22 protein-coding genes are annotated in these 26,774 nt (G+C 73.0%); 15 read left to right on the forward strand and 7 right to left on the reverse strand.

All coding sequences use genetic code 11. The features are described from left to right. Positions 1-8 precede the first annotated feature (8 nt). Both FR742_RS26740 and FR742_RS26745 read left to right on the forward strand, forming a co-directional pair. Positions 9-821: a DUF3097 domain-containing protein gene (locus FR742_RS26740; RefSeq protein ID WP_148033492.1), complete on the forward strand. Its 813-nt coding sequence runs from the start codon at positions 9-11 to the stop codon at positions 819-821. Next, positions 818-1,459: a DUF4870 domain-containing protein gene (locus FR742_RS26745; RefSeq protein WP_148033493.1), complete on the forward strand. Its 642-nt coding sequence runs from the start codon at positions 818-820 to the stop codon at positions 1,457-1,459. The genes FR742_RS26740 and FR742_RS26745 overlap by 4 nt, the downstream gene beginning before the upstream one ends. Here the strand turns inward: FR742_RS26745 and hemW are convergent. Beyond that, on the reverse strand, positions 1,452-2,672 hold the full coding sequence (hemW, locus tag FR742_RS26750) for a radical SAM family heme chaperone HemW (protein WP_148033494.1): 1,221 nt from the start codon (positions 2,670-2,672) through the stop codon (positions 1,452-1,454). The two genes, FR742_RS26745 and hemW, sit on opposite strands and share 8 nt — an antisense overlap. A gap of 99 nt (positions 2,673-2,771) precedes the next feature. On the opposite strand from hemW, the gene FR742_RS26755 reads away from it, so the two are divergent. Then, positions 2,772-4,022, forward strand: coding sequence for a glycoside hydrolase family 18 protein (locus FR742_RS26755; protein WP_148033495.1), 1,251 nt, complete (start codon positions 2,772-2,774; stop codon positions 4,020-4,022). Between the two features lie 60 nt (positions 4,023-4,082). Here FR742_RS26755 and FR742_RS26760 read toward each other — a convergent pair whose 3' ends face one another. From FR742_RS26760 to FR742_RS44745, 3 genes are all read right to left on the reverse strand, one after another. Next, complete coding sequence (locus FR742_RS26760) at positions 4,083-4,715, reverse strand: MOSC domain-containing protein (RefSeq protein ID WP_148033496.1); 633 nt, start codon at positions 4,713-4,715, stop codon at positions 4,083-4,085. Between the two features lie 75 nt (positions 4,716-4,790). After that, a complete protein-coding gene (locus FR742_RS26765; protein ID WP_148033497.1) occupies positions 4,791-5,060 on the reverse strand; it encodes a hypothetical protein in 270 nt (89 codons plus the stop codon). A gap of 195 nt (positions 5,061-5,255) precedes the next feature. Continuing rightward, a complete protein-coding gene (locus tag FR742_RS44745; protein WP_187281319.1) occupies positions 5,256-5,411 on the reverse strand; it encodes a hypothetical protein in 156 nt (51 codons plus the stop codon). 28 nt (positions 5,412-5,439) lie between these two features. On the opposite strand from FR742_RS44745, the gene FR742_RS26770 reads away from it, so the two are divergent. The 4 genes from FR742_RS26770 (at position 5,440) to FR742_RS26785 (ending at position 9,342) form a co-directional block, all read left to right on the forward strand. Continuing rightward, positions 5,440-6,141 carry a hypothetical protein gene (locus FR742_RS26770; protein ID WP_148033498.1) on the forward strand — a complete coding sequence of 234 codons (702 nt, stop codon included), beginning with the start codon at positions 5,440-5,442 and terminating at the stop codon, positions 6,139-6,141. A 370-nt stretch (positions 6,142-6,511) separates the two neighbouring features. After that, complete coding sequence (locus tag FR742_RS46005; RefSeq protein WP_261808757.1) at positions 6,512-7,033, forward strand: acyl-CoA thioesterase; 522 nt, start codon at positions 6,512-6,514, stop codon at positions 7,031-7,033. After that, complete coding sequence (gene ccmA / locus FR742_RS26780; RefSeq protein WP_148033499.1) at positions 6,961-7,587, forward strand: heme ABC exporter ATP-binding protein CcmA; 627 nt, start codon at positions 6,961-6,963, stop codon at positions 7,585-7,587. Before FR742_RS46005 ends, ccmA begins: the two co-directional genes overlap by 73 nt. 27 nt (positions 7,588-7,614) lie before the next feature. Further along, entirely contained in the window at positions 7,615-9,342 is a 1,728-nt protein-coding gene (locus FR742_RS26785) for a DUF6297 family protein (protein WP_148033500.1), read from the forward strand. A 106-nt stretch (positions 9,343-9,448) separates the two neighbouring features. Here FR742_RS26785 and lepA read toward each other — a convergent pair whose 3' ends face one another. Beyond that, positions 9,449-11,278, reverse strand: coding sequence for a translation elongation factor 4 (lepA, locus tag FR742_RS26790; RefSeq protein ID WP_148033501.1), 1,830 nt, complete (start codon positions 11,276-11,278; stop codon positions 9,449-9,451). Positions 11,279-11,336: 58 nt separating this feature from the next. On the opposite strand from lepA, the gene FR742_RS26795 reads away from it, so the two are divergent. The 8 genes from FR742_RS26795 (at position 11,337) to FR742_RS26830 (ending at position 22,219) form a co-directional block, all read left to right on the forward strand. Next, on the forward strand, positions 11,337-12,323 hold the full coding sequence (locus tag FR742_RS26795; protein WP_148033502.1) for a hypothetical protein: 987 nt from the start codon (positions 11,337-11,339) through the stop codon (positions 12,321-12,323). Between the two features lie 122 nt (positions 12,324-12,445). Then, positions 12,446-12,718 carry a 30S ribosomal protein S20 gene (gene rpsT / locus FR742_RS26800; protein ID WP_148033503.1) on the forward strand — a complete coding sequence of 91 codons (273 nt, stop codon included), beginning with the start codon at positions 12,446-12,448 and terminating at the stop codon, positions 12,716-12,718. A 206-nt stretch (positions 12,719-12,924) separates the two neighbouring features. Then, on the forward strand, positions 12,925-16,011 hold the full coding sequence (locus FR742_RS26805; RefSeq protein ID WP_187281322.1) for an FtsX-like permease family protein: 3,087 nt from the start codon (positions 12,925-12,927) through the stop codon (positions 16,009-16,011). Next, positions 16,008-18,599, forward strand: a complete 2,592-nt coding sequence (locus FR742_RS26810; protein WP_148033505.1) for an FtsX-like permease family protein — start codon at positions 16,008-16,010, stop codon at positions 18,597-18,599. Before FR742_RS26805 ends, FR742_RS26810 begins: the two co-directional genes overlap by 4 nt. Beyond that, positions 18,596-19,519, forward strand: a complete 924-nt coding sequence (locus tag FR742_RS26815) for an ABC transporter ATP-binding protein (protein ID WP_148033506.1) — start codon at positions 18,596-18,598, stop codon at positions 19,517-19,519. Before FR742_RS26810 ends, FR742_RS26815 begins: the two co-directional genes overlap by 4 nt. Next, on the forward strand, positions 19,509-20,207 hold the full coding sequence (locus FR742_RS26820) for an ABC transporter ATP-binding protein (protein ID WP_148033507.1): 699 nt from the start codon (positions 19,509-19,511) through the stop codon (positions 20,205-20,207). Before FR742_RS26815 ends, FR742_RS26820 begins: the two co-directional genes overlap by 11 nt. 72 nt (positions 20,208-20,279) lie before the next feature. Beyond that, entirely contained in the window at positions 20,280-21,182 is a 903-nt protein-coding gene (locus FR742_RS26825; protein WP_148033508.1) for a hypothetical protein, read from the forward strand. Next, on the forward strand, positions 21,179-22,219 hold the full coding sequence (locus tag FR742_RS26830) for a hypothetical protein (RefSeq protein WP_148033509.1): 1,041 nt from the start codon (positions 21,179-21,181) through the stop codon (positions 22,217-22,219). Before FR742_RS26825 ends, FR742_RS26830 begins: the two co-directional genes overlap by 4 nt. On the opposite strand, the gene holA is transcribed toward FR742_RS26830, so the two are convergent. Both holA and FR742_RS46010 read right to left on the reverse strand, forming a co-directional pair. Further along, a complete protein-coding gene (gene holA, locus FR742_RS26835; RefSeq protein WP_187281323.1) occupies positions 22,216-23,199 on the reverse strand; it encodes a DNA polymerase III subunit delta in 984 nt (327 codons plus the stop codon). The two genes, FR742_RS26830 and holA, sit on opposite strands and share 4 nt — an antisense overlap. A 133-nt stretch (positions 23,200-23,332) precedes the next feature. Then, complete coding sequence (locus FR742_RS46010) at positions 23,333-26,083, reverse strand: ComEC/Rec2 family competence protein (protein ID WP_261808758.1); 2,751 nt, start codon at positions 26,081-26,083, stop codon at positions 23,333-23,335. Positions 26,084-26,774: the final 691 nt, after the last annotated feature.

Here is a 26,774-nt window from a genome sequence, read left to right on the forward strand (position 1 = left end):
GTCCCCGTGTGTACGACGGCGATGTTCTAGCGGGAAACTGGCGGCGTCCCGGCAAAGGGAAGATCCCCCAAGTGGCCGCCGAACCGGACCTGGTCGTGGAGGACGCCGACAGCGGCTTCTGCGGCGCGGTGGTGGCCTGCGACAAGGAGGCGGTGACGCTGGAGGACCGCTTCGGCAAGCGGCGGCTGTTCCCGCTGGCGCCCGCCGCTTTCCTGCTGGAAGGGCGGGTCGTGACGCTGGTGCGGCCGCAGGCCGCCGCCGCCCCGCGGGGTCACAGGCGCAGCGCCTCAGGCTCGATCGCGGTCGAGGGGCTGCGGGCCAGGGTCGCGAGGGAGAGCCGCATCTACGTCGAAGGCGTGCACGACGCGGCGCTGGTGGAGAAGATCTGGGGTCACGACCTGCGGGTCGAGGGCGTGGTCGTGGAGTACCTGGAAGGCGTCGACGACCTGCCCGCGATCGTCGGCGAGTTCGGCCCCGAGCCGGGGCGCCGGCTGGGAGTGCTGGTCGACCACCTGGTGCCGGGCTCCAAGGAGAGCCGCATCGCGGCCCAGGTGACCTCGCCTCACGTCCTCGTGGTGGGCCACCCGTACGTCGACATCTGGCAGGCGGTCAAGCCGTCCGCGCTGGGCATCCGGGCCTGGCCCGAGGTGCCGCGCGGGGTTCCGTGGAAGGAGGGCGTGATCGCCGCCCTGGGCTGGCGGATGGAGCCGGCCGACGCGTGGCGGCGCATTCTGGGCGCCGTCTCGACCTACGCCGACCTGGAGCCGGAACTGCTCGGCCGGGTCGAGGAACTGATCGACTTCGTTACGGAGGCATCGTGAGCCAGGATCCGCACCCACCGCCGTCCGACGAGGACGCGACCCGCCGCATCCCCACCGACAGCCCTCCGCAGGGCTACGGCCCGCAACCCGGTTCCGAGCCCGGGTACAGCTACGGCCAGCAGCCCGGCTCCGAGCCCGGCTACGGGTACGGGTACGGGTACGGGTACGGGTACGGACAGCAGCCCGGGTACGGACAGCAACCTGGTTACGGCTACGGGCAGCAGCCACAGCCGCCGTACGGTCACCAGCAGCCTCCGTACGGTTACGCCGCCCCCCACCGGCAGCCCCCGCACGTCCCCGGCAGGTACGGCCCGCGCCCGGGCACCGACGACACCACCATGGCCATGGTCTCCCACCTGCTGGGCCTGCTGGTCTCCTGGGTCGGCCCGCTGATCGTCTACCTGATGAAGAAGGACGAGTCCCCGTACGTCAGGGACCAGTCGGCGGAGGCGCTGAACTTCCAGATCACCATGTTCATCGGCTTCATCGTCGCCGCCCTCTTCTCGATCATCCTGATCGGCCTCCTGCTGCTGCCGATCGTCTGGATCATCGCGCTGATCTTCCAGATCCAGGCCGCCATCGCGGCGCAGCGGGGCCAGAACTACCGCTACCCGATCAACATCCGCCTCATCACGTGAGCAGGTCGCGGACCAGCGCGTCCGCCAGCAGCCGGCCGCGCAGGGTGAGCACCATGCGCCCGGCCTTGAACGCCTCCGGCTCCAGCAGCCCGCCGGCCAGCGCCGCGGCGACCTTGGGGCGCGCGCCGGGCGCCACGTCGGCCAGCGGGTAGCCGGAGTCGAGCCGCAGCTCCAGCATGAGCCGCTCGGTCTCGCGGTCCTCGGCGGTGAGCTCCTCGCGCGCGTGCGCGGGCGAGTGGCCGGCGGCCAGGCGCTGGGCGTACGGGGCCGGATGCTTGACGTTCCACCACCGGGTGCCGCCGACGTGGCTGTGGGCGCCGGGACCGACGGCCCACCAGTCGCCGCCGGTCCAGTAGAGCAGGTTGTGGCGGCAGCGGGCGGCGTCGCCGGTGGCCCAGTTGGACACCTCGTACCAGCGGAGCCCGGCCTCGCCGAGCATCTGGTCGGCGATGAGGTAGCGGTCGGCGGCCACGTCGTCGTCGGGCATCGGCAGCTCGCCGCGCCGGATCCGGGCGGCGAGACGGGTGCCGTCCTCGACGATGAGGGAGTAGGCCGAGACGTGGTCGGGCCCGGCCTCGACGGCGGCGGCCAGGGAGGCGCGCCAGTCGTCGTCGGTCTCGCCGGGAGTGCTGTAGATCAGGTCGAGGTTGACGTGCTCGAACCCGGCCTTCCTGGCCTCCAGCACGGCCTGGCCGGCCCTGCCCGGGGTGTGTTGCCGGTCGAGCACCCGCAGGACGTGCTCGCGGGCGCTCTGCATGCCGAAGCTGACCCGGGTGAAGCCGCGCTCGCGCAGCTCTTCGAGGTAGCGCGGGTCGACGGACTCGGGGTTGGCCTCGGTCGTCACCTCGGCGCCTGGCGCGAGGCCGAACTCGGCGTCGATGGCCGCGAGGATCCTGCCCAGGTCGCGGGCGGGAAGCAGGGTCGGGGTGCCGCCGCCGAAGAACACCGTCTCGACCGGCAGCCGGGCCTCGCCGAGCACCCGCCGCGCGAGCCGTACCTCCGCTATCGCGGTGTCGGCGTAGTCGCCGTGTGAGGCGCCGGGGCCGAGCTCGGCGGCGGTGTAGGTGTTGAAGTCGCAGTAGCCGCAGCGCGTCACGCAGAACGGGACGTGCACGTAGAAGCCGAACGGCCGCTCGCCGAGGCCGCGCAGCGCGCTCTCGGGCAGCTCGCCGGAGGCGGGGGCGGGATCTCCGTCAGGCAGCGTGGAAGGCACGTCTCCAGTCTGCCCGGTCCCATTGACTGCCCGATCCAGGAGATCTACGATCCGGGGCAACTTATAGGAAAGTTTCCTATAAGTCAGGAGGCGCACCCCGTGAAGAAGAGCATCCTCATCGCCCTCTCCGTCTTACTGTCCCTGACCGTGACCGCGCTGCCCGCCGAGGCCGGGGGCGACCGTTTCAAGCGGGTCGCGTACTTCGTCCAGTGGGGCGTCTACGGGCGCGACTACCACGTCAAGGACGTCGACACCAGCGGCGCCGCAGCCAAGCTCACCCACGTCAACTACGCCTTCGGCTTCGTCGACGCCGCGGGCGACTGCTACTCCCCCGACCCGTGGGCCGACTGGCAGCGGCCGGTGCCGGCCGAGCAGAGCGTGGACGGCGTCGCCGACGCGCCCGGCCAGGCCCTGAACGGCAACCTCAACCAGCTCCGCAAGCTCAAGGCCAAGCACCCCCGGCTGAAGGCGCTCATCTCGCTGGGCGGCTGGACCGGCTCGAAGCACTTCTCCGACGCCGTACTCACTCCCGAGTCGCGCGCCAGGCTGGCCGCCTCCTGCATCGACCTGTGGCTGCGCGGCAACCTGCCCGGCCTGGAGCCCGGCGCGGGCGCGGGCGTGTTCGACGGCATCGACCTCGACTGGGAGTGGCCGGGCTCGTCCGGCGCCGAGGGCAACGTCATCAGGCCGGAGGACAGGCGGAACTTCACCCTGTTCCTGGAGGAACTGCGCGCCCAGCTCGACGCGTACTCCCGGGACGCCGAGCTGAGCGCCTTCCTCCCCGCCGCCGCCGCGAAGATCGACGCCGGCTTCGAGGTGCGGCGGGTGTTCGACCTGCTCGACTTCGCCACCGTCCAGGGCTACGACCTGCGCGGCAACTGGGAGCTCCGGACGGGCCACCAGGGCAACCTGTTCACCGACGGGCGCGACCCGAACGAGGTCCGCTACAGCGTCGACCAGACCGTCCGCGACTACCTGCGGCGCGGCGCCCCCGCCCGCAAGCTCGTGATCGGCGTCCCCGCGTACGGGCAGGGCTGGACCGGCGTCACCGGCGGCGGTAAGGGCCTCTACAAGGCGGCCACCGGCCCCGCCCCCGGCAAGTGGGCCGCCGGCGTCGAGGACTACAAGGACCTCGTCACCAAGCCGGGCAAGCGCCACCGCGACCTGCTCACGGGCACGCTCTGGATGTACGACGGCAACGAGTTCTGGTCGTACGACGACCCGGCGGTGATGCTGCAGAAGGCCGCGTACATCCGGCTCAAGGGGCTGGGCGGCGCCATGCTGTGGTCCATCGACCAGGACGACTCCCGCGCCTCGCTCACCACGGCGCTGCACAAGGTCCTGAGGTGACCTCCCCGCGTTGATCCCCCGCGTGGGCGCGCTCGCGCCCACGCGGGAGGTCCCCCGAAGCTACGAGGGCACGCCCAGGACGCGCTCGGCCACCCGGTCCCATCGCTCGTCATATCCGGGGACCTCCAGGATGCGGCGCAGGAGCTTCTCGTCGCCGTGGTAGGCCAGGAAGGACTCGGCCACGGTCACGCTCGCCGCCGGCCGGTGGACCACCTCCACCTCGTCGCCCACGCCCAGCTCGCCCAGCTCCAGCACCCTGAGGTACGCGCCGGGCCGGGCGGCCTCGGTGAAGCGCTTGACCCAGCGGGGCTCGTCCAGCCAGTTGCGGAAGACCACGCACGGAACCCGCGGGGCCGCCACCTCCAGGAGCGTGCTGCCGATCCGCCAGCGCTCCCCGATCAGCGCGCCGTTGACGTCCAGCCCCGAGGTCGTGAGGTTCTCGCCGAACCTGCCGTCACGCAGCTCGCGGCCCAGCTCCCGCTCCCACCAGTCGTAGTCTTCCCTGGCGTAGGCGTAGACGGCCTGGCCGGGGGATCCGTGGCTGGGTTTGTCGGCGCGCTCGTCACCGGCCAGGCCGTTGGCCAGGACCGCCACGCGGTGGGTCACCGGCCGCTTGTCGATGGCCGTGCGCTTCAGCTTTCCGGCCCAGTCAGCGTCGACAGCTTGCCCGATATTTACCGATATAACACGCATACGGGGGACGGTATCGGAGCCTCCTTGCCTTGAGCGATGAAGTACCAGGCCAGACAGGTGACCATCTCCGCCACGTCAGGCCCGGTCGTCGGCGAGGTCTAACAAGGTCTCCAGAGCGGCCTGGCGCGCCTCCTCCACGGACGCGCCCCGCTCCCCGAAGCACTCGGCCGCCACGTCGAGCAGCGCCGTCACCACGGCGGCGTCGGGATAGGGCACGTCGACCACGACCTTGCCGTCATCGCCCAGCACCGCCGGCCTCATGTGGGCCCGCAGCAACCGCCGCGCCTCCTCCGCCACGGCGACCCCCAGCACAGCGGCACGCTCCATGCGCTCAGCAGCCATCATCTCACCCTCCAGTCGCACAGGTGTTCGGATGCCCAAGCTAACGGGGCCCACCGACAAAACCACGGCCTCCCAGCGGATGCCCGAGAAGCGGGTCACTTCTGAACCGCGCGCCGAAGGTGATCGTCTCAGGGGCATGAGAAGAAGCTGGGCCGCGGCCTCGGCACTGGTGCTCGCCGCGTGCGGCGGCACGGGGGTTCACCAAGCGGGCAGGACCACGCCGACGACCCCGCCTCCAGGGGCCACATCGGCCACGCCGACCACCGCGACCAGCCTGGCCACTGTGACCAGCCCCGCCACACCGACCACCGCGACCAGCGCGACCAGCGCGGCCACCGCAACCAGCCCAGCCACAACGACCACCACGACGAGCCTGGCCACTGTGAGCAGCCAGGCCACCACTGCCACGGCCACGGCCGACCGACCCGCCGCTGAACCGGCCGCTCCCGGCCGTCCTGTCGCGCAGTGGCTGCGGGTGGGCGGGCTGGCCGCACCTGGCCTCGGCGCCGTCCGCCCTCCGACGCTGGTGGTCTACGCCGACGGCCGGGCCATCGCCGGCGCGGCCCACGAGCTCCACCTGCCGCCCGCCGAGGTGGAAGCCCTGGTCAAGGCCCTGGATCAGGAGCTGGCCGGGCAACCCGCCACCGCCTCGCCCCGGCCCGGCTCGCCGACGTTCCATGACGCGCCCACGACGATCCTCGGCGTGGACGGCGGCGACGGGATGCGGGAGGTGCACGTGCCGTACCTGGAGCACGCCGCGACCCGCTACGACGCCGCGCTCGTCACCGCCCGCGACTGTCTCTCCCATCTCGCGGGCCGCGTCACCGCGCGGGGCCGGGCCTACTCCACCGATCGCGTACGTCTGTCCGCCGAGCGGCTCGCCTCCCCCGGGACGACCGCGGAACCCCTGCCGGAGGGCGTACCCCTGCCACCCGATACGACCTCGGCCCGGAAGGACTACAAGGGCCACAAGGCGACTGCCATCACCCGGCTGATACCGGGCGACGGATCATGGCACGTCTACCGCCTGCCGACCGGCGGGCATCTCGCGCTGTCGTGGCGCTACCTGTTCCCCCACGAGTGAGAGAACCCGTCGACTTCGAAAGCGTCGCCCGATTCGCCAGGCAATCGCTAGCAATCGATGGAGAGCATGGACACACAGCGGCTGCAGGCTGGGCTGCGCCTGGTCGCACGCGGCCAGGAAGAGGTCGCGGCGGCGCTCGGCGAGCACGAACCGGCGAGCGGGGACGAGTGGACGGCCCGGGTGATCCAGGAGTGGGGGTTGCCGCGGGCTCACCCAGGAGGCCTCAGAGCTTTTCCAGCGCCACGGGTTCGCCTTCCAGATCACCGAGGGCTGGACACGCGGCGACTGGGTCGAGATCGGCGACGACGGCCTGCGCTACCTCACCGGCAAGTCGCACCGCTGGCTGAAACGGCGACGAGCTTCTCCGTACGTGGCTACGAGATCGACGCGCAGGGCCACCTCGACAACGCAGTACGGCGACCACGCCCGCTGGGAGCTGCTGCGCGCGGCCGGGATCGGGGCGGACGACCTGCGCAGGGGCGGCGTCGGCCCCGTCACGCTGGAGAACACCATCCGCTACCTCCGCGCGGGCGACGAAGTGGACGTGACGTGCGCGTTCGAGTGGAGTGAGGGCAGGACCTTCCGGGTGCGGCAGGAGTTCCCGCGCCCCGCCGGAGAGCTGGCCGCCGAGCTGACGGGCGTCGGCGGGCTGCTCGACCTGCGCGCGCGGCGGCTGCTCGACCTGCGCGCCCGGCGGCTGCTCGACCTGCGCGCGCGACGGCTGGTCGACGATCCGAAGGCCCGCCGGCGGCCTCACCCGAGCTGCTGGGTCTCTGACCGGAGGCCCCGGATCCGCGCGACGATGGCTAGGCTCGGGATGTGGACGACAAGATCATCAAGGTTCGCGGCGTCACGGTCGAGCTCGAAGGCGTTCCCGTGCTGCGAGACCTGAGCCTGGCGGTCGCGCGCGGCGAGGTGGTGGCCGTCGTCGGCCCCAACGGGTCGGGGAAGTCGACCCTGCTGCGCTGCCTGGCCGGGCTGGTGCCGGTGTCCGCCGGATCGGTCGAGGTGTTCGGCGCGCCTCCAGTCGACGGGCCCGTCTTCTGGCGCCGGGTGGCGTGGGCGGCCGACGAACCGGCGTGGTACCCGGGGTTGACCACGCGCGAGCACCTGGAGCTGATGCGGGCCGTCCACGGCGAACCCCGGCTGGAGGTCGAGGAGACGCTGGAGCTGTTCGGGCTGTCCGCGCGGGCCGACGCGCCTCCGCTCAACCTGTCCACCGGCCAGCGCCAGCGCCTCGCCCTGGCCGCCGCCCTGATCAGACCCAGCGAGCTCCTCCTGCTCGACGAGCCCGAGCGCGGCCTCGACGCCGCCTTCCGTGAGCGGCTCGGCGCCCTTCTCGCCGGCTACGCCGCCGCCGGCGGCACCGTCGTGGCGGCCACCCACGACGCCGCCCTCGCCACCGGCGCCCGCCAGGTCTTCCCGGGCAACCAGCTCACGTCCTGACCGCCGTCCGATCATCGAGAAGGAACCATGAACGACGCCACCGACGCCCGCCTCGCACGCGCGTTCGTCCGGTCACGGCAGCGCCGGCCGGTCAGCCTGCTCGACCGGTACGTCTCCGTCTTCATGCTGGCCATCGCCGTGGCCGTCTTCGGCAACCCGGTGACCACGGCCGTGACGGGGCTCGCCGGGCAGGTGGACGCGGCCCGGATGGGGCCGGGGGTGGCGCTGGTGATGCTTGCGCTGGCCGGATTCCTGGCCCTGGGACGGGCGGCGGGCCCGGTGGTGCTGCCGGCCGCCGACGCCTCGTGGCTGCTGCTGTCGGGCGTCGGCCGCCGAGGGCTGCTCGGGCGGCCCGTCCGGATCCTCGCGGTGATCACGCTCGCGGCCGGGGCGCTGCTCGGGCTGGCGTTGCTCACCGCGCTGGGGGCTCCCGACCAGCTCGTCTGGCGGCTGCTCGCGGCGGTGGTGCTGGGGATGTCGGCGAGCGCCGGCGGGATGGCCCTGGCCGTGCTCGGCCAGGGATCGCAGGCGTGGCAGACGTGGTCGACGGTCGCGCTGGTGGCGGTGCTGGCGGTGGCGGTGGCCGCGGCCATCGGACCGGCGCGCGAACCGCTCGCCGCCGTCGCCGCCGCGCCGGCGCAGGCCCTCGGAGCCGCCGCGGCGGGCGCGCTGGCGGCGGCCGCCCTTCTGGTACGTCATGCGTGGACGGCGCTCGACCGGATACCGGCGGGCACGTTGATGGGCGCGGCGACGAGGGCACGCCACCTGACCACGGCGGCGACGCAGCTGGATCCCGGCGCGCTCACCTGGGCGGCCGAGGACGATCACTGGCGGGGCAGGCGGCTGCGTTCCCGGCGCTGGCCGTCGCTGCCGGCCCCGCTCGCGCTGGCCTGGCAGGACTGGCGCCGGGTGGCGCGCCGCCCCGGCCGCCTGGCCCTGATGGCGGCCACCACTACCCTCCCAGCCCTCCTCACCCAAGCCACCGGCGCCGCCCCCACCAACCTTGGCCGCGGATCAGCCACAGAAAGCCTCACGGGGATGCCGGACGCAGGAAGTCTCGCAAGCGCCGGAGGCGGGCAGAGCGCAGAAAACCTCGCGGGGATCGCAGGCGGGGCAGCTGCGGAGATCCTCACGGGGATCGGAGGCGGGCCAACCGCAGAGAACCTCACGGGCATCGCAGGCGGGCCAACCGCCGGTGGTGGGGGGCCGATGGAGGGGGTCGGTGCGCTGGTGGGTGGGCTGGCGCCGGCCGCGTTGCTCATCGGCGGGGCGCTGGCCGTGGCGGCGAGCGCGGTGGCCGGGGCGCGGCGGGACGCCGACAATCCGGCGCTCGCCCGGCTGGCCGCCGTCGGCACGCGCGCGGCCCTGCTGGCCCGCGCGCTGCTGCCGGCGCTGCTCGCCGCCGCCTGGATGGCCGCCGCGCTCGGCTGGCTGGCGGCGGCCGGGGCCGTCGCGGGCCCGTGGTGGGCGTTCGGACCGCTGGCCGCGCCCGCCCTGGCGGCGGGCGCGCTCCGGATGGCCCGCAGGCCGCCCGTGGACCACTCGCTGCCGCTGATCGACACCCCGGCGGGCGCCATCCCGACGGGCCCGGTGTTCTGGGCGGCCACCGGCCCGGACCTGGCCCTGCTGGGCTGCCTCCCGACGCTCGCTGCACTGGTCGCGCAGCCCGCGGACCCGTCAGGCCACCTGGCCGCCCAGGCCGTCACCGGCCTGGGCGCGCTCGCCGCGTACGCGTACCGGCAGAAAGCTCGATAAGCGCCGACCCGCTGTCGGCCGCGCGTACGCGTACCGGCAGAAGGCTCGATAAGCGCCGACCCGCTGTCGGCCGCGCGTACGCGTACCGGCAGAAGCGGAAGAGCCCTTACTTCTTGGGCTTTTCGGAGCCGGAGTCGGTCGACAGCGCGGCCACGAACGCCTCCTGCGGCACCTCGACCCGGCCGACCATCTTCATCCGCTTCTTGCCTTCCTTCTGCTTCTCCAGCAGCTTGCGCTTACGGGAAATGTCGCCGCCGTAGCACTTGGCCAGGACGTCCTTGCGGATGGCGCGGATGTTCTCGCGAGCGATGACCCGGGCCCCGATCGCGGCCTGGATCGGCACCTCGAACTGCTGCCTGGGGATCAGCTCGCGCAGCTTCTTGGCCATCTCGGTGCCGTACGCGTAGGCCTTCTCGCGGTGCACGATGGCGCTGAAGGCGTCGACCGGCTCGCCCTGCAGCAGGATGTCGACCTTGACCAGGTCGGCCTCCTGCTCCCCGGCCGGCTCGTAGTCGAGCGAGGCGTAGCCGCGGGTGCGCGACTTGAGCTGGTCGAAGAAGTCGAAGATGATCTCGCCGAGCGGCAGCGTGTAGCGGATCTCGACGCGGTCTTCCGAGAGGTAGTCCATGCCGAGGAGGTTGCCGCGCCGCCCCTGGCAGATCTCCATGATCGCGCCGATGAACTCGGACGGGGCCAGGATCGTCGACTTGGTCACCGGCTCGAAGACCTGCGCGATCTTGCCGCCGGTGGGGAACTCCGACGGGTTGGTGACGGTCAGCTCGCTGCCGTCTTCCATGATCACGCGGTAGATGACGTTGGGCGCGGTCGAGATCAGCGACAGCCCGAACTCGCGCTCCAGCCGCTCGCGCACGATCTCCATGTGGAGCAGCCCGAGGAACCCGACGCGGAAGCCGAACCCGAGCGCCGCCGACGTCTCCGGCTCGTAGACCAGCGCCGCGTCGTTGAGCTGCAGCTTGTCGAGCGCCTCGCGCAGCTCTGGGTACTCGTCGCCGTCGATCGGGTAGAGGCCGGAGAACACCATGGGCTTGGGGTGCTCGTAACCGGCGAGCATCTCTCCGGCGGACTTGACCGCGGAGGTGACGGTGTCGCCGACGCGCGACTGCCGCACGTCCTTGACCCCGGTGATCAGGTAGCCCACCTCGCCGACGCCCAGCCCCAGCTCGGCCGGGCGCGGCTCGGGCGAGATGACGCCGATCTCCAGCGTCTCGTGGGTGGCGGCGGTCGACATCATGAGGATGCGCTCGCGCTTGCCCAGGTGGCCGTCGACCACCCGCACGTACGTGACGACGCCGCGGTAGGTGTCGTAGACCGAGTCGAAGATGAGCGCCCGGGCGGCCGCGTCGGCCCGGCCGACCGGGGCCGGCACCTCCCGCACCACGTGGTCGAGCAGCTCGCGCACGCCCTCGCCGGTCTTGCCCGACACGCGCAGCACGTCGGACGGGTCGCAGCCGATCAGGCCCGCCAGCTCCTCGGCGAACTTCTCCGGCTGCGCCGCTGGCAGGTCGATCTTGTTGAGCACCGGGATGATGTGCAGGTCGGCGTTCATGGCCAGGTAGAGGTTGGCCAGGGTCTGCGCCTCGATGCCCTGGGCGGCGTCGACCAGCAGGATCGCGCCCTCGCACGCCTGCAGCGACCGGGACACCTCGTAGGTGAAGTCGACGTGACCCGGTGTGTCGATCATGTTGAGGACGTGGCCGTCATACGGCAGCCGGACGGCCTGGGACTTGATCGTGATGCCGCGCTCTCGCTCGATGTCCATCCTGTCGAGGTATTGAGCGCGCATGGAGCGGTCGTCGACCACCCCCGTGATCTGCAGCATCCGGTCGGCAAGCGTGGACTTGCCATGGTCGATATGCGCGATGATGCAGAAGTTGCGGATCAACGCGGGGTCTGTCTGGCCAGGCTGAGTGCGCACCGAAGTCCGTTCCGACAGGTTTGAGGTCAAGCGTCTTTCATGGTGACATGCCCGGGTGATGTCCCGAACCGTCATCCGCCGCGGCCTGCGCCTGATCGCGCTCGCCTCGGTCGTCATGGTCGCGCTGATCGGCGTCTTAGCCGCCGCGTTCCGGCTCCAGTTTACCGGGGCTCCGGCCGGGTGGGCGATGAGCACCGGCAACGACGCCCTCTGGCTGGGCCACATGTGGGTCGACGGCCGCCGCGACGAGCAGGACGTGCGCGTCCTCGCCGAGCGCCTGCGCACCACCGGCGTCAAGGATCTGTACGTGCACTCCGGTCCCTTCGAGCTGGACGGGAGGCTCGACCCGGCCAAGTATCCGAACGCCTCACAGTTCGTCCAGTGGGCGAAACGGCATATGCCGGGCGTGCGCGTCTCCGCGTGGCTCGGACAGAAGGTCAAGAACGGCCTGGACCTGGACGATCCCGCCGCCCGCCGGAACGTGCTCGACGGCGTCGCGGCCGTCATGAAGGCCGGGTACGACGGCGTCCACTACAACTTCGAGCCGCTCGGCGACGGCGACACCGACTTCCTCGTCCTGCTGGACGAGACCAGGCGGCACGCGTCCCTGGTGTCCACCTCGACCCCGCAGATCGAGCCGTACCCGCTCATGCGGATCGGCACGAGGGCCGTCATGGGCCACGACAAGTACTGGTCGCCCGGATACTTCCAGGAGGTCGTGTCCCGGGTCGACCAGGTCGCGGTCATGACGTACGACTCCGGCCTGCCGCTGGAGTCGCTGTACGGCGGACACGTGGTGCGGCAGGCGGAGCTGGCCCTGGACCTGGTGCCCGAGTCGAAGTCCCTGTTCGTCGGCGCCCCCGCCTACCACGACCACGGCGTCCCGTGGAGCGACGCGGCGGAGAGCGTCGCCGTGGCCGGCCAGGGCGCCAAGCTGGCGCTGTCGGAGCACGGCCCGCGCGAGCGGTACGGGCTGGCCCTGTACGTGGACTTCGCGGCGACCGAGGAGGACTGGCGGGAGTACGAGGAAAACTGGTTATCCTGAAACCGGGCGTTGATTTGAGCGGCCACCTGAGTTATTGGTAGCCTGAGCAACTGCGTGTGGCGCGCCCTCTCTCGAGCCCGCGCGCTTCATCCACCACCTTTAGACTTCACCGAGGCTTCTTCGTGGCGAACATCAAGTCCCAGATCAAGCGCAACAAGCAGAACGAGAAGGCTCGCCTGCGCAACAAGGCTGTCAAGTCCTCTCTCAAGACCGCGGTCCGCAAGTTCCGCGAGGCCGCCGAGCAGGGCGACGTCGAGCAGGCCGCGGCGCTGCAGCAGGTGGCCGCCCGTCAGCTCGACAAGGCCGCCAGCAAGGGCGTCATCCACAAGAACCAGGCCGCCAACCGCAAGTCGGCGATCGCCAAGCAGGCCGCCGCGCTCGCCGCGGCCAAGTAGGCGCCGGTCCGGCCATAGGAGCGCCGCACTCCCTCACGGGGTGCGGCGTTTTCTGCTGCTCGGGCACAGTCTCAAGAGCAATGTCACAGTTTCAATATCACATACGCGTCGCCGGGCCGTATCTTCTCCGTCACCGTTGACATCGCGCTCTTGCCCTCGGTGACGCCCTCCCCAATCCTCCTGAGGAGCGGATGTTGGGGGGTCGGATGCGGGGGCCGTTGGTCGTCAAGCGCGCGTTCAGCGAGCCGCTCCTGCTGTTGGCCGCCTTCGGGTCCATCCTGCTGGCCACCACCACGCTCGTCGCGCTGACCATGTACGCCTCCTCCATCGCCGAGGCGGGCGTGCGCCGGACGATGGAGACCGCGCCGCTGCGCCAGGTGGCGGTGACGGTGAGCGCCCCGGTGACGGGCGAGACGTTCCCGCGGCTCGACGCGGCGGTGCGCGGCCGGGTGACCGAGTCGCTCGGCGGCACGCCCGCCGCGTTCTCGACGAGCTTCCACTCCGACTCGTACACGATGCCGGGCCAGGAGCGCCGCGAGGTGCCGGAGCTGCTGCGGTTCGGCAGCTACGACGGTCTCGACGGGTATGCCCGGCTGGTGTCCGGCACGTGGCCGGAGCCCGCGGAGGACGGCGCCGTCGAGGCGGCGATCCCGCTGTCCGCGGCGTCGGCCTCCGGGTTGGAGAGCGGGCAGGAGATCACCGTGCGCGGCCGGCTCGACGGCAGGCCGGTGACGGTCCGGGTCACCGGCGTCTTCCAGCTCGCCGACCCGTACGGAGACCGCTGGGCCGGCGAGCAGTTGCTCAGCCGCGGCGTCGAGCACGGCGAGTTCACCACGTACGGGCCGTTGATGGTGCCGCGCGAGACGTTCCTGGCCCGCTTCGCCACCAACGTCGGCACGACCTGGACCGCCGTCCCCGACCTGAGCGCGATCACCCCGGAACGCCTGCGTCCGCTGGCCGCGGGCGTGAGCGGCCTGGCCGAGTCGCTCAAGGCGGACGGCTGCCCGAGTTGCACGGCCGTCACCCGCCTTCCCGGCATGCTGACCCAGCTCGACACCGCCTCGCTGGTGGCCCGCTCCACGATGCTGATCCCGGTGCTGCAGTTGCTGCTGCTCGCCGCGTACGCGCTGATGCTGACCGCCCGGCTGCTGGCCGACCACCGGCGGATGGAGGTGGCGCTGCTGCGCTCGCGAGGCGCCGGCACGCTGCGACTGGTGGCGCTGGCGGGCGGCGAGGCGCTGCTGGTGGCGGTGCCGTGCGCGGTGGCGGCGCCGCTGCTGGGGCCGCCGCTGCTGGCCGCGGTCAACGCGCTGCCGTGGATCGCGGCCAGCGGGGTGCGCCTGGCGCCGGCGGCGGACGCGGGCACGTTCCTGGTCTCGTCCGGCGTGGCCCTGGCCGCCGCCGTGCTGCTCACGCTGCCCGCCCTGGCGGGCGCGCGCCGCACCTACGTCGAGGAGCAGACCGCGCGCGGGCGCGGCGCGGGACGCGGCCTGATCGAGCGGGCGGGCGCGGACCTGGCGCTGCTCGCGGTGGCGGCGCTGGCGATCTGGCAGCTCCGGCACTACGGCTCGCCCGTCACCGGCACCTCCGGCGGAGGGCTGGGCATCGATCCGCTCATCGTCTCCGGGCCCGCGCTGGCGCTGCTCACCGGCGGCATGCTCGGCCTGCGGCTGGTGCCGCGCGTGTCCCGGCTGGCCGAGCGGATCACCGCCCGGCGGCCGGGGCTGGCGCCCGCGCTCGGCGCCTGGCAGGTGAGCCGGCGTCCGCTCCGCTACGCGGGTCCCGCGCTGCTGCTCACGATGGCGATCGCGATCGGCATCGTGTCCATGGCCACCGCCGCCACCTGGCGGGGCTCCCAGCTCGACCAGGCGCGCCACCAGGCCGGCGCGGACCTGCGGCTGTCCGGCCCGCCGGACTCGCCCGAGCTGGGGTCGTCCGGGCGGGGCAGCGCGTTCGCGGCGCTGCCTGGCGTGACCGCCGCCTCGCCCGCCTTCCGCGGCCAGGTGGAGGTGGGCGGCGAAGGGGCCGTCCTGCTCGCCCTGGACGCCGCCGAGCTGGAGGCGCTCTTCCGGCTCCGCCCCGACCTGTCGGCGCGGCCCGTCGCCGGCATGAGCCGCGCGCTGGCCGCGAACCGGCCCGCGGACGGGGGACTCGAACTGCCCGGCCGGCCCTCTGCTCTCGCCGTCGAGGCGCGGATGGACCGCATCCTGCCACTGCGTGTCCGCGTCTCCGACTCTCTCGGCGTGTGGCGCGACCTGCCGCTGACCGCCGCCGGGAACGGCCGGCTGAGCGCTGATCTCAAGGGGCTGGCCGGGCGTAGTGGTGAGATCGCCTACCCGCTGGCGGTGCGCGGTTTCACCGCCGGCGCCCCGGCGGAGGGCACGACGGTCGTCACGCTGTCCGGCTTGAGCGCCGACGGGCGGCCGGTCGGCGCGCCCGAGGTGCGGCTGGAGGTGACGGGCGAGCGGCCGGTCGCGGCCGGGTTCGCCCCGGTACGGGAGCGGCTCCCGCTGCCGGTCGTGCTCACCGCCGACCTCGCCGCCGCGAACAAGCTGGCGGCGGGACAGACCGGCCGGATCAACCTGGACCGCGAGGTCGTCGACGTCACCGTGGCCGGGGTCGTCGAGCGGATGCCCACCACGGAGCCCGACCAGCCGGCCCTGCTCGCCGACTGGGGGACCCTGCAAGCGCACGGCCTGGCCACCGGGCAGCAGCCCAGGCCCGCCACCGAGTGGTGGCTGGCCGTCGAGGGCGGCGACACCGCGCCGGCCGCGCGGGAGTTGCGCGGCCACCCCGAGTGGGACGTCACCGTGACCGACCAGCGCGAGCTGGCCGCCGGGCTGCGCGACGACCCGCTGGCCAGCGGGCTGCAGGGGGCGCTCATCCTGGGCTTCCTGTCCGCGCTGGTGTTCGCCGCGCTCGGCTTCCTGGTGAACGCGACCGTGGCCGCCCGCGAGCGGATGGCCGAGTTCACGATCCTGCGCGCGCTCGGCGTCAGCTCCCGGCAGGTGTTCGGGCTGCTGGCGGTCGAGCAGGCGTTCGTCATCGTGCTCTCGCTGGTGGCCGGCACGGCGCTGGCCGTCGTGGTGGGCGGCCTGGTGGTGCCGCACATCGTGCTGACCGGGCAGGCGTCGGCGGTCACGCCCGAGGTGCTGCTCGACATCCCGTGGGGAGCGACCGCGGCCCTGCTGGCCGGGGTGGCGGCCGTGCTGTTCGCGATCGTGGCCGTCCTGGCGCGCAACCTGCGCCGCCAGGGCCTCGGCCGGGTGCTGCGCATCGGGGAGGACCAGTGAGGGTGCTGCGGCTCGCCCGGACGCACCGGGGCGCGGTGGCCGTGCTCGCGCTGCTCGTGCTGAGCGCGTGCGTGCTCGTGGCGGGGCTGCCGCGTACCATGCAGGCCGCCTTCGACGGCGCGCTGCGCCAGTCGCTGGCCGCCGCGCCCGCCTACCAGCGGGACGTGGCCGTGGAGCTGCGCTCGTCGGGTCCGGAGAGCGACCTGCGCGAGCCGGCGCAGTTCGCCTCGTACGGGGAGCAGTACCGGGACCTGGTGCCGGAGCCGCTGAGCGACCTGCTCGACGGCACAGGACACGCCAGCGCCAAGACGTACGACACGCCGGTGAACGGTTCCGGCGGTCGTACGTACCTCAATCTCGGCTGGCTGTCCGACGGCGAGCGGCGGGTGGAGTGGGCCGAGGGCCGGGCTCCCGGGAGCGTCGGCACGACGCGGTGGCAGGGGCAGACGGTGCCGCTGTACGAGGTGGGGGTGTCGGCGGAGGCCCGCGACATGATGGGGCTGAAGGTCGGCGACCTGAAGATCCTCGGCGAGAGCGACTTCGCGGCCGTGAAGGTCGTCGGCGTCTTCCGCGCCCGTGACGCGGGTGACGACTACTGGTCGCACAACGGTGAGATCCTGCACGTCACGCGGCTGCAACCGCCGGGCTCGCTCGACTACGAGCACTACACCACCGCGCTGATCGCCGACGCCGGGCTGGCCCGGCTGAGCGGCGCGGACCGGAATCTGTCCTACCGCTGGGTCCTGCCGGTGGACGCCGCCAGGACCGGGGCGCGTCAGGTGGACGAGCTGGACGCGGCCGTCACGGAGTTCGAGCGGGTGCTGAAGGTGCGGCCCGGCCTGGTGTCCGGCACCGTCGTCTCCACGGGGCTGCCCGGGCTGCTGGACGGGTTCCGCGCCGCGCTGGCGACCGCGCAGACCGTGATGTTCCTGGTGCTCGGCGGGTTGCTCGTAGTGGCGCTCGGCGTGATCCTGCTGGCCGTGCGGCTCCTCGTCGACCGGATGGACCGGGCGCTGTCGCTGACGCGGGCGCGCGGCGGTTCGCTGCGGCAGGTGGCGGGGACCGGCGCCGTGCTGGTCGCCGCCGTGGTCGGGCCGGCCGCCGCCGCCGGGTACGCGCTCTCGTACCTCTTCCCCGGGCCGGTGCCGCCGGTCGTGCACGCCGGGCCCGTCGCGGTGGCGGTGGCGGCGGTGGCGTTCGCCGCCGCGCGGATCGCCGTCGCCCACCGGGCGCCGCTGCACGAGCGGCGTGAGGACGTGGTGGCGGCCCGGCCGTCCGCCCGGCGGATCACGCTGGAACTGCTGGTCGTCGGGCTCGCTCTGGCGGGCGCCTACCTGCTGCGCACCCGGGGCACGGCCGCCGGAGGGCTGGACCCGTTCCTGCTGGTGGTGCCGCTCGCGCTCACGCTGGCCGCGGCGCTGATCACCATGCGCTGCTACCCGTACCCGCTGCGCCTGCTGGTCAGGGCCGCCGCCGGGGGCCGGACCGCGGTGGCCTTCCTGGGGCTGACGCGGGCGGCCAGGACGGGCTCGTCCGGCGTGCTGCCGGTGCTGATCCTGCTGCCCGCGCTGGGCGTGTCGGTGTTCGCCTCGGTGATCTCCGGCAGCGTGGCGAGCACGCAGCGGCTGGCCTCGTGGCAGGCCGTCGGGGCGCCGGTCAAGATCACCTCCGATCGGGAGCTCACCGCCGGGGAGGTCGAGCGGGTGCGTCAGGTGCCCGGCGTGGCCCGGGTCGTGCCGGTACAGCTCGCCGACGTGCAGGTCGGCCACACGGCGGAGCGGGCCGAGGTGATCGCCGTCGACCTGGCCGGGTGGCGGGAGCTGGTGGCGGGCGCTCCGGTCAGCCTGCCCGCGCCGCCCGCGGCCGATTCCGGCATCCCCGCGCTGGTGTCGCACGAGCTGCGCGGGCGCGGCACGTTCGAGATCGGCTGGCAGTCGCGGCTGACGATCACCACCAGGGACGTGGTCACCGCGGTGCCGGGCTTCTTCACCGAGGGCAAGTTCATCGTCCTGCCGTTCGACGTGAACCCGCGGCCGGTGGTCAACGCGCTGCTCGTCTCCGGCGCCGCCGACCGGGCCGCGCTGGCGCGGGCCGTGCCGGACGCCCGGGTGGAGACGCAGGCGGCGACGCTGGCCGCCATCCAGGCCGACCCGATGACCGGCACCGTCAGCGCCACGCTGCTCGTGGTGACGGTGGCGCTCGCCGGGTACGCGCTGGTCGCGGTCCTCATCACGCTGGTGATCGGCGCCGCCGACCGGGCCAGGGCGCTGTCGCTGCTGCGCACCCTGGGACTGTCCGACCGCCAGGCGCGGCGGCTCACCGTGCTGGAGATCCTGCCGATGGTCCTGGTCACCGCGCTGGTCGGGCTCGGCCTCGGGCTGGGTCTGCCGGCCGCGCTCGGTCCCGGCATCGACCTGTCCGCCTACGCCGGCGGGCTGGCCGTCGGCGGCTACGATCTCGACCTGACCACCCCGGCCGCGCTGGCCGCCGGGCTCGCCGTCGTCGCCGTGCTCGGCGCGTACGCGCACGCCGCCATCAGCCGACGCCGCGACGTGAGCGCCGTCCTGAGAGTGGGAGACCTGTCTTGAACCCGACATTGTCCGAGCTGGAGGCGGAGGCCGGCCGGGAGAAGGCCGCTTTCGGAGGTGACGCGCACATCGTCTGCGACAACCTCGTACGCATCTACAAGACCGAGGGCGTCGAGGTGGTCGCGCTCCAGGGCCTCGACCTGGTCGTGGAGAAGGGCGAACTGCTCGCCATCGTGGGCGCGTCCGGGTCCGGCAAGTCGACGCTGCTCAACGTGCTGTCCGGGCTGGACGTGCCGACCGCCGGGGTGGCACGGGTCGCCGGGATGGACCTGCTGGCGATGACCGCCAAGGACCGGCTGCGCTACCGGCGCGAGGTCGTCGGGTTCATCTGGCAGCAGACCGCGCGCAACCTGCTGCCCTACCTGACGGGGCGGGAGAACGTCGAGCTGCCCATGGTGCTCGCGGGCCGGCGGCGCGGCGAACGGGCGGCCGAGCTGCTCGACCTGATGGGCGTGAGCCACTGCGCCGGCCGCAAGCCGCCGGAGATGTCAGGCGGCGAGCAGCAGCGGGTCGCCATCGCCGTCGCGCTCGCCAACGCGCCGCAGCTCATCCTCGCCGACGAGCCGACCGGCGAGCTCGACAGCGAGACGTCCGAGGAGGTGTTCGGCGCGCTGCGCAGGGCCAACCGCGAACTGGGCGTCACCGTGGTCGTCGTCACCCACGACCCGCTCGTGTCCGAGCAGGTCGACCGCACGATCGGCATCCGCGACGGGCGCACCAGCAGCGAGACGCTGCGCCGCGAGGGCGCCGAGGGGCAGATCGTCGCCGAGGAGTACGCGGTGCTCGACCGGGTGGGACGGCTCCAGCTGCCCCGCGACTTCACGAACGCGCTCGACATGGAACGCCGTGTCCGCCTGGAACTGGAGAGCGACCACATCGGGGTGTGGCCGGTACGGGAGGAGCCCGCCGATGAGCGGTGAGCCGTTGGTCGTGGTCGAAGGGCTGCGCAAGGTCTACCGGACGGGGCCGGAGGAGGTCGTGGCGCTGCGGGAGGTGTCGTTCGAGGCCTACCCGGGCGAGCTGATCGCCGTCCGGGGGCGGTCGGGGTCCGGCAAGACGACGCTGCTCAACCAGGTGGGCGGGCTGGACCGGCCCGACGCCGGGCGGGTGGTGGTGGCCGGGCAGGAGGTCACGGCGCTGCCCGAGGACGCGCTGCTGGCGCTGCGCCGGGACGTGATCGGGTTCGTGTTCCAGTCGTTCGGGCTGATCCCCGTGCTGTCGGCGGCCGAGAACGTGGGCGTGCCGATGCGGCTGGCCCGCACCCCGGTCGAGGAGCGGGAGAAGCGGGTCCGCACCCTCCTCGCCCTCGTCGGGCTGGACAAGCACGCCAACCAGCGCCCGTACGAGCTGTCGGGCGGTCAGCGGCAGCGGGTGGCCATCGCCCGGTCGCTGGCCAACCGGCCGCGCCTGCTGGTGGCCGACGAGCCGACCGGACAGCTCGACTCGCAGACGGGACGGCAGATCATGGAACTGCTGCGCGCCCTGGTCCGCAGCGAGGGCGTCACCGCCCTGGTCGCCACGCACGACCCGAACCTGATCACGCTGGCCGACCGGGTGCTGGAGATCAGCGACGGCACGCTGCGGGAGGCCGCGCTCCAGGAATCCTGACCCGGCGGCGGGCCCGCGTGGGTCGCCGGTGGGACCCTGGCCGGGTCGCCGTGTGCGGAGTTCAATGGGAGCGTGGTTGACGACCGCGATCCCACCGGACGACCGCTGTCGGCCCTGCCCGTCCCCCCACATGAGGAGCCGCCCCCGCCGCCCCCGTGGAAGCCCGCCGAGGAACAGGTCGTCGAGGCGTTCTCAGAGGTGCGCCGCCATCCGCGTGCCGTTCTGTGGCGCGCCGCGGTGGTGGCCGTCCCGGCTCTCCTCGCACAGTCGCTGCTGGCGCGCGTCATCGAGCGGCCGGCGATCTGGCACGAGTACACGTTCCTGTGGACACGGTTCGCCGACGCGCTGAGCGCGATCGCGATCCTCGCGGTGAACAGCGCCGCGATCGTCGTGCTCAGCGGTCTGCTGGCGCCCACGGTCATCGGCGCGAACTCCCCGCCGGGCACGTGGCGCGGCCTGGCCCGGCTGTGCGGGCTGACCTTCCTGCTGACTTCCCTGGGACTGGCGATGTACGCGCTCTTCCCGGTCGCCGCCGAGCGGGACATACCGGTGTCCGGCTTCCCGGGCGCCGGGCCGCTGTTCTTCCTGGCCGCCCTCTTCGTGGTCGCCGCCGTGGAGATCCGGTTCGCCTTCGCCGCGCCCGGCGTCACGGTGAAAGGGCTGGGCGGCCGGCAGGCCGTCAAACTGTCCCGGCGGCTGACCCGCGGCCAGTTCTTCAAGATTCTCTCCGCCCGCTGCGTGCTGCGGGCGCTTCTCGAAGGCTTCGGCGGGATCCTCGGCGCGGCCGTGCTGTTGCGCGCCACGGGCGACGACCCGGCCGGCGGTCTCGGGCCGGCCGAGTGGACCGTGCTCATCGCCGTCAAGTGGGCCATGCTCACCTGCGTCCTCGCGACCGCGTCGATGCTCGCCGTGGTGCAGTTCGCCGACCAGGACAAGCGGCTGAGCCGCGAGGACGCCACCGGGGAGCCGTCGTGACGGCCGCCGTCCACCCGCCACCGCCGCTCGCGCCCCGGAACATCCTGGAGATCTGGGCGACCGCCGTCCTGCTGCTGCGCCGCCATCCGCTCCCGTTCGTCGGGTCCGCGCTCGTCCTCACCCTCGCGGGCGACCTGGTCCTGTGGGCGTGGAGCGCGCTGGTCACCCCGCTGACGACCTCCGGCGCCACGCGGGAACAACTCGTCCAGTTGTCGGTGCTGTCGCTCCTGCTCGGCCAGGCCGTCGTCCTGGCGGTCTTCGCACTGACCGGGGCTCTGCAGGCGGTCCTCGTGGTTCAGGCGCTCACCGGGGAACCGGTGACCATCCGCACGGCGCTCCGCCTGCTGGCCCGCAGGATACGGCCGGTGCTCGGGGTGACCGCGCTGCTGACCGTGGTGCCGCAGCTGGTGGTCCTCGGGCTGATCGCGGCGCTTGGAGCCTTTTTCTGGTACGGGCTTCGCCCTCTGGCCGACGGGGACGCTCCCGCGGACCCGGCGGTGGTTTCCGAGGTCCTGTCCTTGCTGCCGTACACCTGGCAGATCACCACGCTGCCGCTGCTGGTCTGGCTGATGATGGCGCTGGCTCTGCTGTTCGCGCCGGTCACGGCCGCGCTGGAGCCGCTCCGCCTCGGTGGCGCGCTGCGTCGCTCCGCCCTCCTGGTGGGCAACAACCTGCCGCGGGTCCTGGGGATGCTCCTGCTCGAACTCCTCGCCACGGTGGCGATCGTGGTGACCTTCCTCCTGCCGATCTGGCTCACCGCCGTGCTCGCACTGGCGCTGCTTCTCGGCCAGGTCCCGGCGACACCCGGGTGGGTGGACGTGGTGACGTACGTGCCGACGACTGTGGCCACCGCCGCCTACTACGCCTGGCTGGTGGCCGTCCTCGTCCTGCTCTACGTCGACGTACGGGTACGCAAGGAAGGGCTCGCGGCGGACCTGCGGGAACGTAGCACGGCGGGACGTGACCAGGCCGAGGACCTGCGGGAACGCCGCGCGACCGGACGTGACCAGGCCGAGGACCGCCCGGAGGTTCCCTAACGGCCGGTGCGGCTGGCCACGATGACCTGGACGGTGTGCTCCAAGGCGTAGGCGGGGTCGGCGCCCGCACCCTTGACCTGCTCGTCGGCGTCGGCCACGGCCTGCATGGCGCGCGAGAGCCCTTCCGGCCCCCACCCCTTGACCTGTTTCCTGACCCGTTCGATCTTCCACGGCGGCATGCCCAGGTGGCTCGCCAGCTGCCCGCCCCGCAGGTTGCGCGGCGCCCCGGCGACCTTGGCGATGGACCGCAGCCCGCCCGCCAGCGCGCTCACCAGCAGCACGGGCGCGACACCCGTGCTCAAAGCCCACCGCAACTGCTCCAGGGCCTCGCCGAGCCGCCCCTCGACGGCCGAGTCCGCGACGTTGAACCCGGTCACCTCGGCGCGCCCCCTGTGGTAGCGCGCCACCGCCGCCGGAGTGATCGTCTTGTCTTCCGTGTCGAACATCAGCTGGTTGCACGCGGCGGCCAGCTCCCGCAGGTCGTTGCCCACCGCCTCCAGCAGCGCCTGGGCGGCCTCCCCCGAGATGCCCCGCCCGGCCCGTCTGAACTCCCCCTTGACGAACTCCAGCCGCTCCCCCGCCTTGGTCACCTTGGTGACGGTGACCACCTCGGCCCCGGCCTTCTTCACCCCGTCGACCAGCGCCTTGCCCTTGACCCCGCCGGGATGCGCCAGCACGAGCACCACGTCGTCGGACGGCCGCTTGGCGTAGGCGACGACCTCCGCGATCACGTCCTTGCCCAGGTCGTGCGCGGACCTGATGACCACGACGGTCCGGTCTCCGAACAGCGAAGGCGACGTCAACTGCGTCAGCTCCCCCGCCGTCACCTTCGACCCGACGAGATCGTGCACCTCGGCCCCGGCATCCATGGCCCGCGCCGCCACGACCACCTGGCTTACGGCCCGCTCCGCCAGCAACTCCTCATCCCCGACGACCAAGGTCACAGGTGCCGGATCGCTTCCCGCCATGTCGAGCAGCATCCCACGCCCTCCCCCCATCCCAAAACGCAGAGACACCAACCCACCCCGGCCACACCCGTGGGGGCGGTCGGTGGTCGGTTCAGTCCGGCCATACCCGTGGGAGCGACCGATGGTCGGTTCCGCTCTGGGGCGGTCAGCGTCCGCGCGACACCACCGCGAGGGCTCCTTCCTGGTCGACGATCGCGACATCGCCCGACTTGTCCGTACGGTAGACGCGGGCGCCCATACGGTTCAGCAGGCTGAGGGTGGACGGGGCCGGGTGGCCGTAGCCGTTGCCGGCTCCCACGCTGACCAGTGCCGCACGGGCCTGAACCGCCGCGAAGAAGGCCGGGACCTGCCGAGGCGATCCGTGATGCGGGACCTTGAAGATGTCGGCCCTCGGCAGGGAGTCACGCAGGAGCCGGTGCTGGGCCTCCGACTCGATGTCGCCGCTCAGCAACGCCGACCCCGCGCGCCAGCGGACGTGCAGGACGATGCTCGCGTTGTTGGCGGCACTGCCCTCCCCCGGCCCGTCCGCCGCCGCTGACTCGGGCGCGAGGACTGTCAACTCGGACGGGCCGAGCCGCCACCGGGTGCCCGGCTGCGCGGTGTGCTCGGGGATACGTCGGCGCGCCAGGCCGGCGCTGAGACGGGCGCTCTGCGGCGCGGACACGCGGTGCGGGCTGGTGATGACCGCTCCCACCCGCCGATCACGCTGCACGCCCGCCAGGCCGTTGACGTGGTCACCGTGCGGGTGCGTGAGGATCACCAGGGGCACGTCCCGAACGCCGAGCCTGCGCAGGCACCGGTCCATGACGGCCGGGTCGGGGCCGGCATCGACGACCACACCTTGGCCGGGACCGGCCGCGATGACCAGCCCGTCGCCCTGGCCGACATCGCACATCACCATCAGCCATCCTCTGGGCGGCCAGGGCGCAGCGATCGGCCTGATCACGAGCACCGCGATCAGCACCCCGGCCGCGACGGCCAGCATGACGGCCCGCCCCGCCCGCCGTCTCAGCAGCACCACCGCCACGGCGGCGGCGACCGCCAGCAACCCGAGCCCCGCGATCCCCTGCGGCCAGGGCACGCTGGCCAGCGGGATGCCGACCGCCCACCGGGAGACCACGATGATCCAGCCGACCGCGTACCCGGCCGGAACCACCAGCGCCTGCGCCGCCTCCGGCCAGACCGGCGCGATCAGCGCCGCCACGAACCCCAGCAAGGTCGCGGGCGCCACAGCCGGCCCCGCCAGCAGGTTGGCCGGCACCGCCACCAGGCTGATCTGACCCGACATGAGCACCAGCACCGGGGTGACGGCAGCCTGCGCCGCAGCGGTCACCACCACCGCCTCCGCCGCCCACCGAGGCCACCGCACCCGGCGCCGCCCCACCGCCCCCGTTGCCCCACCCACCCCAAAACCAGAACCCGCCCCAGGCTCGAACCCCCTCAACCCAGGACCCCGACTCGCCGCAGCAGAGAACTCCCCCGCCCCCGCCTCTCCGCCCACTCCAGAACCGGGACGCCCCCCAAGCGCGGAGCCCTTCGCCTCCGCTTCCCGACCCACCCCACAACCGGGACGCGCCCCAGACGCGAAGCCCTCCAGCCTCACGCGGGCACTTCCACCCCCGCCCTCCCCAGAACCCGAACTCGCCGCAGCCAGGAAGTCCCACGACCTCGCGTCCCGGCCCAGCCCTGAACCGGGATGCGCCAGACGCATGGAGTCTTCCGGCTCCGGGGCTGGGCACGCTTTCCTGCCCGAGCCGGAGACGGGACGGGCCACAGGCGCGTGGACCGCTGAGCCTGGGGCGGTGGGAGGGGGATGTGCGGTGAGGTCGCCGGTGAGGCGGGTGCGCCAGCGAGGGGCCAGGAGGAGGATGCCGGCTGTGGCCGTCACCGAGAGGGCGAAGCCGTAGGAGCGGGCCAGGTCGGGGACGAACAGGATGAGCAGCAGGACGGCGGCGGACAGTGCGGCGACGCCGTCCTTGGCCCGGCCGGTGCCCAGGGCCAGGGCGGCCACCAGACCCATCAGGAGGGCGCGCAGGACGCTGGGGGACGGCCGGGCCACGATGGCGAAGGCGATCATGGCCAGGGCGGCGAAGGCGGCTCTGGGGGCGAGGGGCAACCCGGCCAGCCGGCAGAGGGCGAGGGCGGCACTCGCGACGATCGCCAGGTTGGCGCCGCTGACAGCGTTGAGGTGGCTCAGGCCCGCTTCCCTGAGGTCCTCGTCGACCTGGGGGTCCAGCCGCGAGACGTCGCCGACCACCAGGGCCGGGAGGAGGCCACGCTGGTCAGGCGGGAGGACGCCGGCCGCCTCGCGCAGGCCGCCGCGGAACTCTCCTGCCACCGTGTGGACGGGCGAAGGGGGCGTGAGGATCTCGGGCGGGTCTCGTACCAGGAGGATGGCGGCGACGAGGCCGGGCGAGGTGGGCTCGGCGAGGCGGCCCCTGACGTGGAGACGCTGGCTCGGGAGGAGCGGTCGCCATTCCGCGCCGTTGGCGAAGACCACGATCGGGCTGTGGACGGAGATGCGGCGGGTGCCGGTGCGGAGGATCTCCAGGTTGGCCTCGACGACGATGCTGTCCCGCTGGAACAGGCCAGGCTTGGGGCGCCTGACCTTGGGATCGTCGGTGAGGGTGATCTCGGCGGTGATGGACGCGCCCTCGGCGGCCAGCTCGGCGACGGGGCCGGTGGTGACGGCGTGCAGGCGGAGCGCGATCGAACCGCTGGTGGCTGCGACGCTGATCAGCACCGCGACCATGGTGTTGCGGCGGGCCGTGCTCCGCGCGAACCGCCAGGCCACCGGCGAGCCGGCCGCCGCGAGAAGGCACGTGAGGACGGCGACCTGGACGGGGCAGCCGAGGAGAACGAGAGCGGTGGCCCACGCGGCGGCCGCCGGGATCACGAGCGGCCAGAAGTGGCCCCCGCCACCCTCACCACGGCTCGACGCCCGCTCGTGACCCGCCGCCCCGCCACCTTCGCTGCCGCCGAACCTCGCCCCACCGATCTTCCCGACCCTGAACCTCGCCCCACCAAACTTCCTGACCCCGAACCTCGCCGCACCAGGCTTCCCGAGGCCGGTTCTTCCGCCACCGGACCTCCCGACGCCGAGCCTCCCAGCACCGATCCTTCTGACGCCGGATCTTCCACCATCGAACTCCCCCAGAGTGGACTTCCTGCGGCCGAACGTCCGGCCACCGAACTTTCCGACGGCGGGCTTCCTGCGATCGAACTTCACGCCACCGAACACCCCGCCACCGAACCTCCCGACGCTGGACTTCTCGCCGCCGCCCCTCGCGCCACCGAACCTTCCGCCGTCGAACCCCCCGACGCTGGACTTTGCGCCGCCGAACCTTCCGCCGCCGAAGCTCCCGACGGTGGACTTCCCTCCGCCGGATCCGGGCCTGCTGCTTTCGCCACCTTCCGCCCTGCCGCTGCCAGGCGGGGCGTCAACACGATCGTTCTCGTTGGGAGTCGGAGTGCTGGACTTCCCGCCGTCGAACGTCCCGCCGCAGAACGTTCCGACGCTGGATTTCGCGCCGCCGAATGCGGGCCTGCTGCTTTCGCCGCCCTCCGCTCTGCCGCTGCCGGGTGCG

Source organism: Nonomuraea sp. C10 (assembly GCF_008017515.1).
Classification (GTDB): Bacteria; Actinomycetota; Actinomycetes; order Streptosporangiales; family Streptosporangiaceae; genus Nonomuraea; species Nonomuraea ferruginea.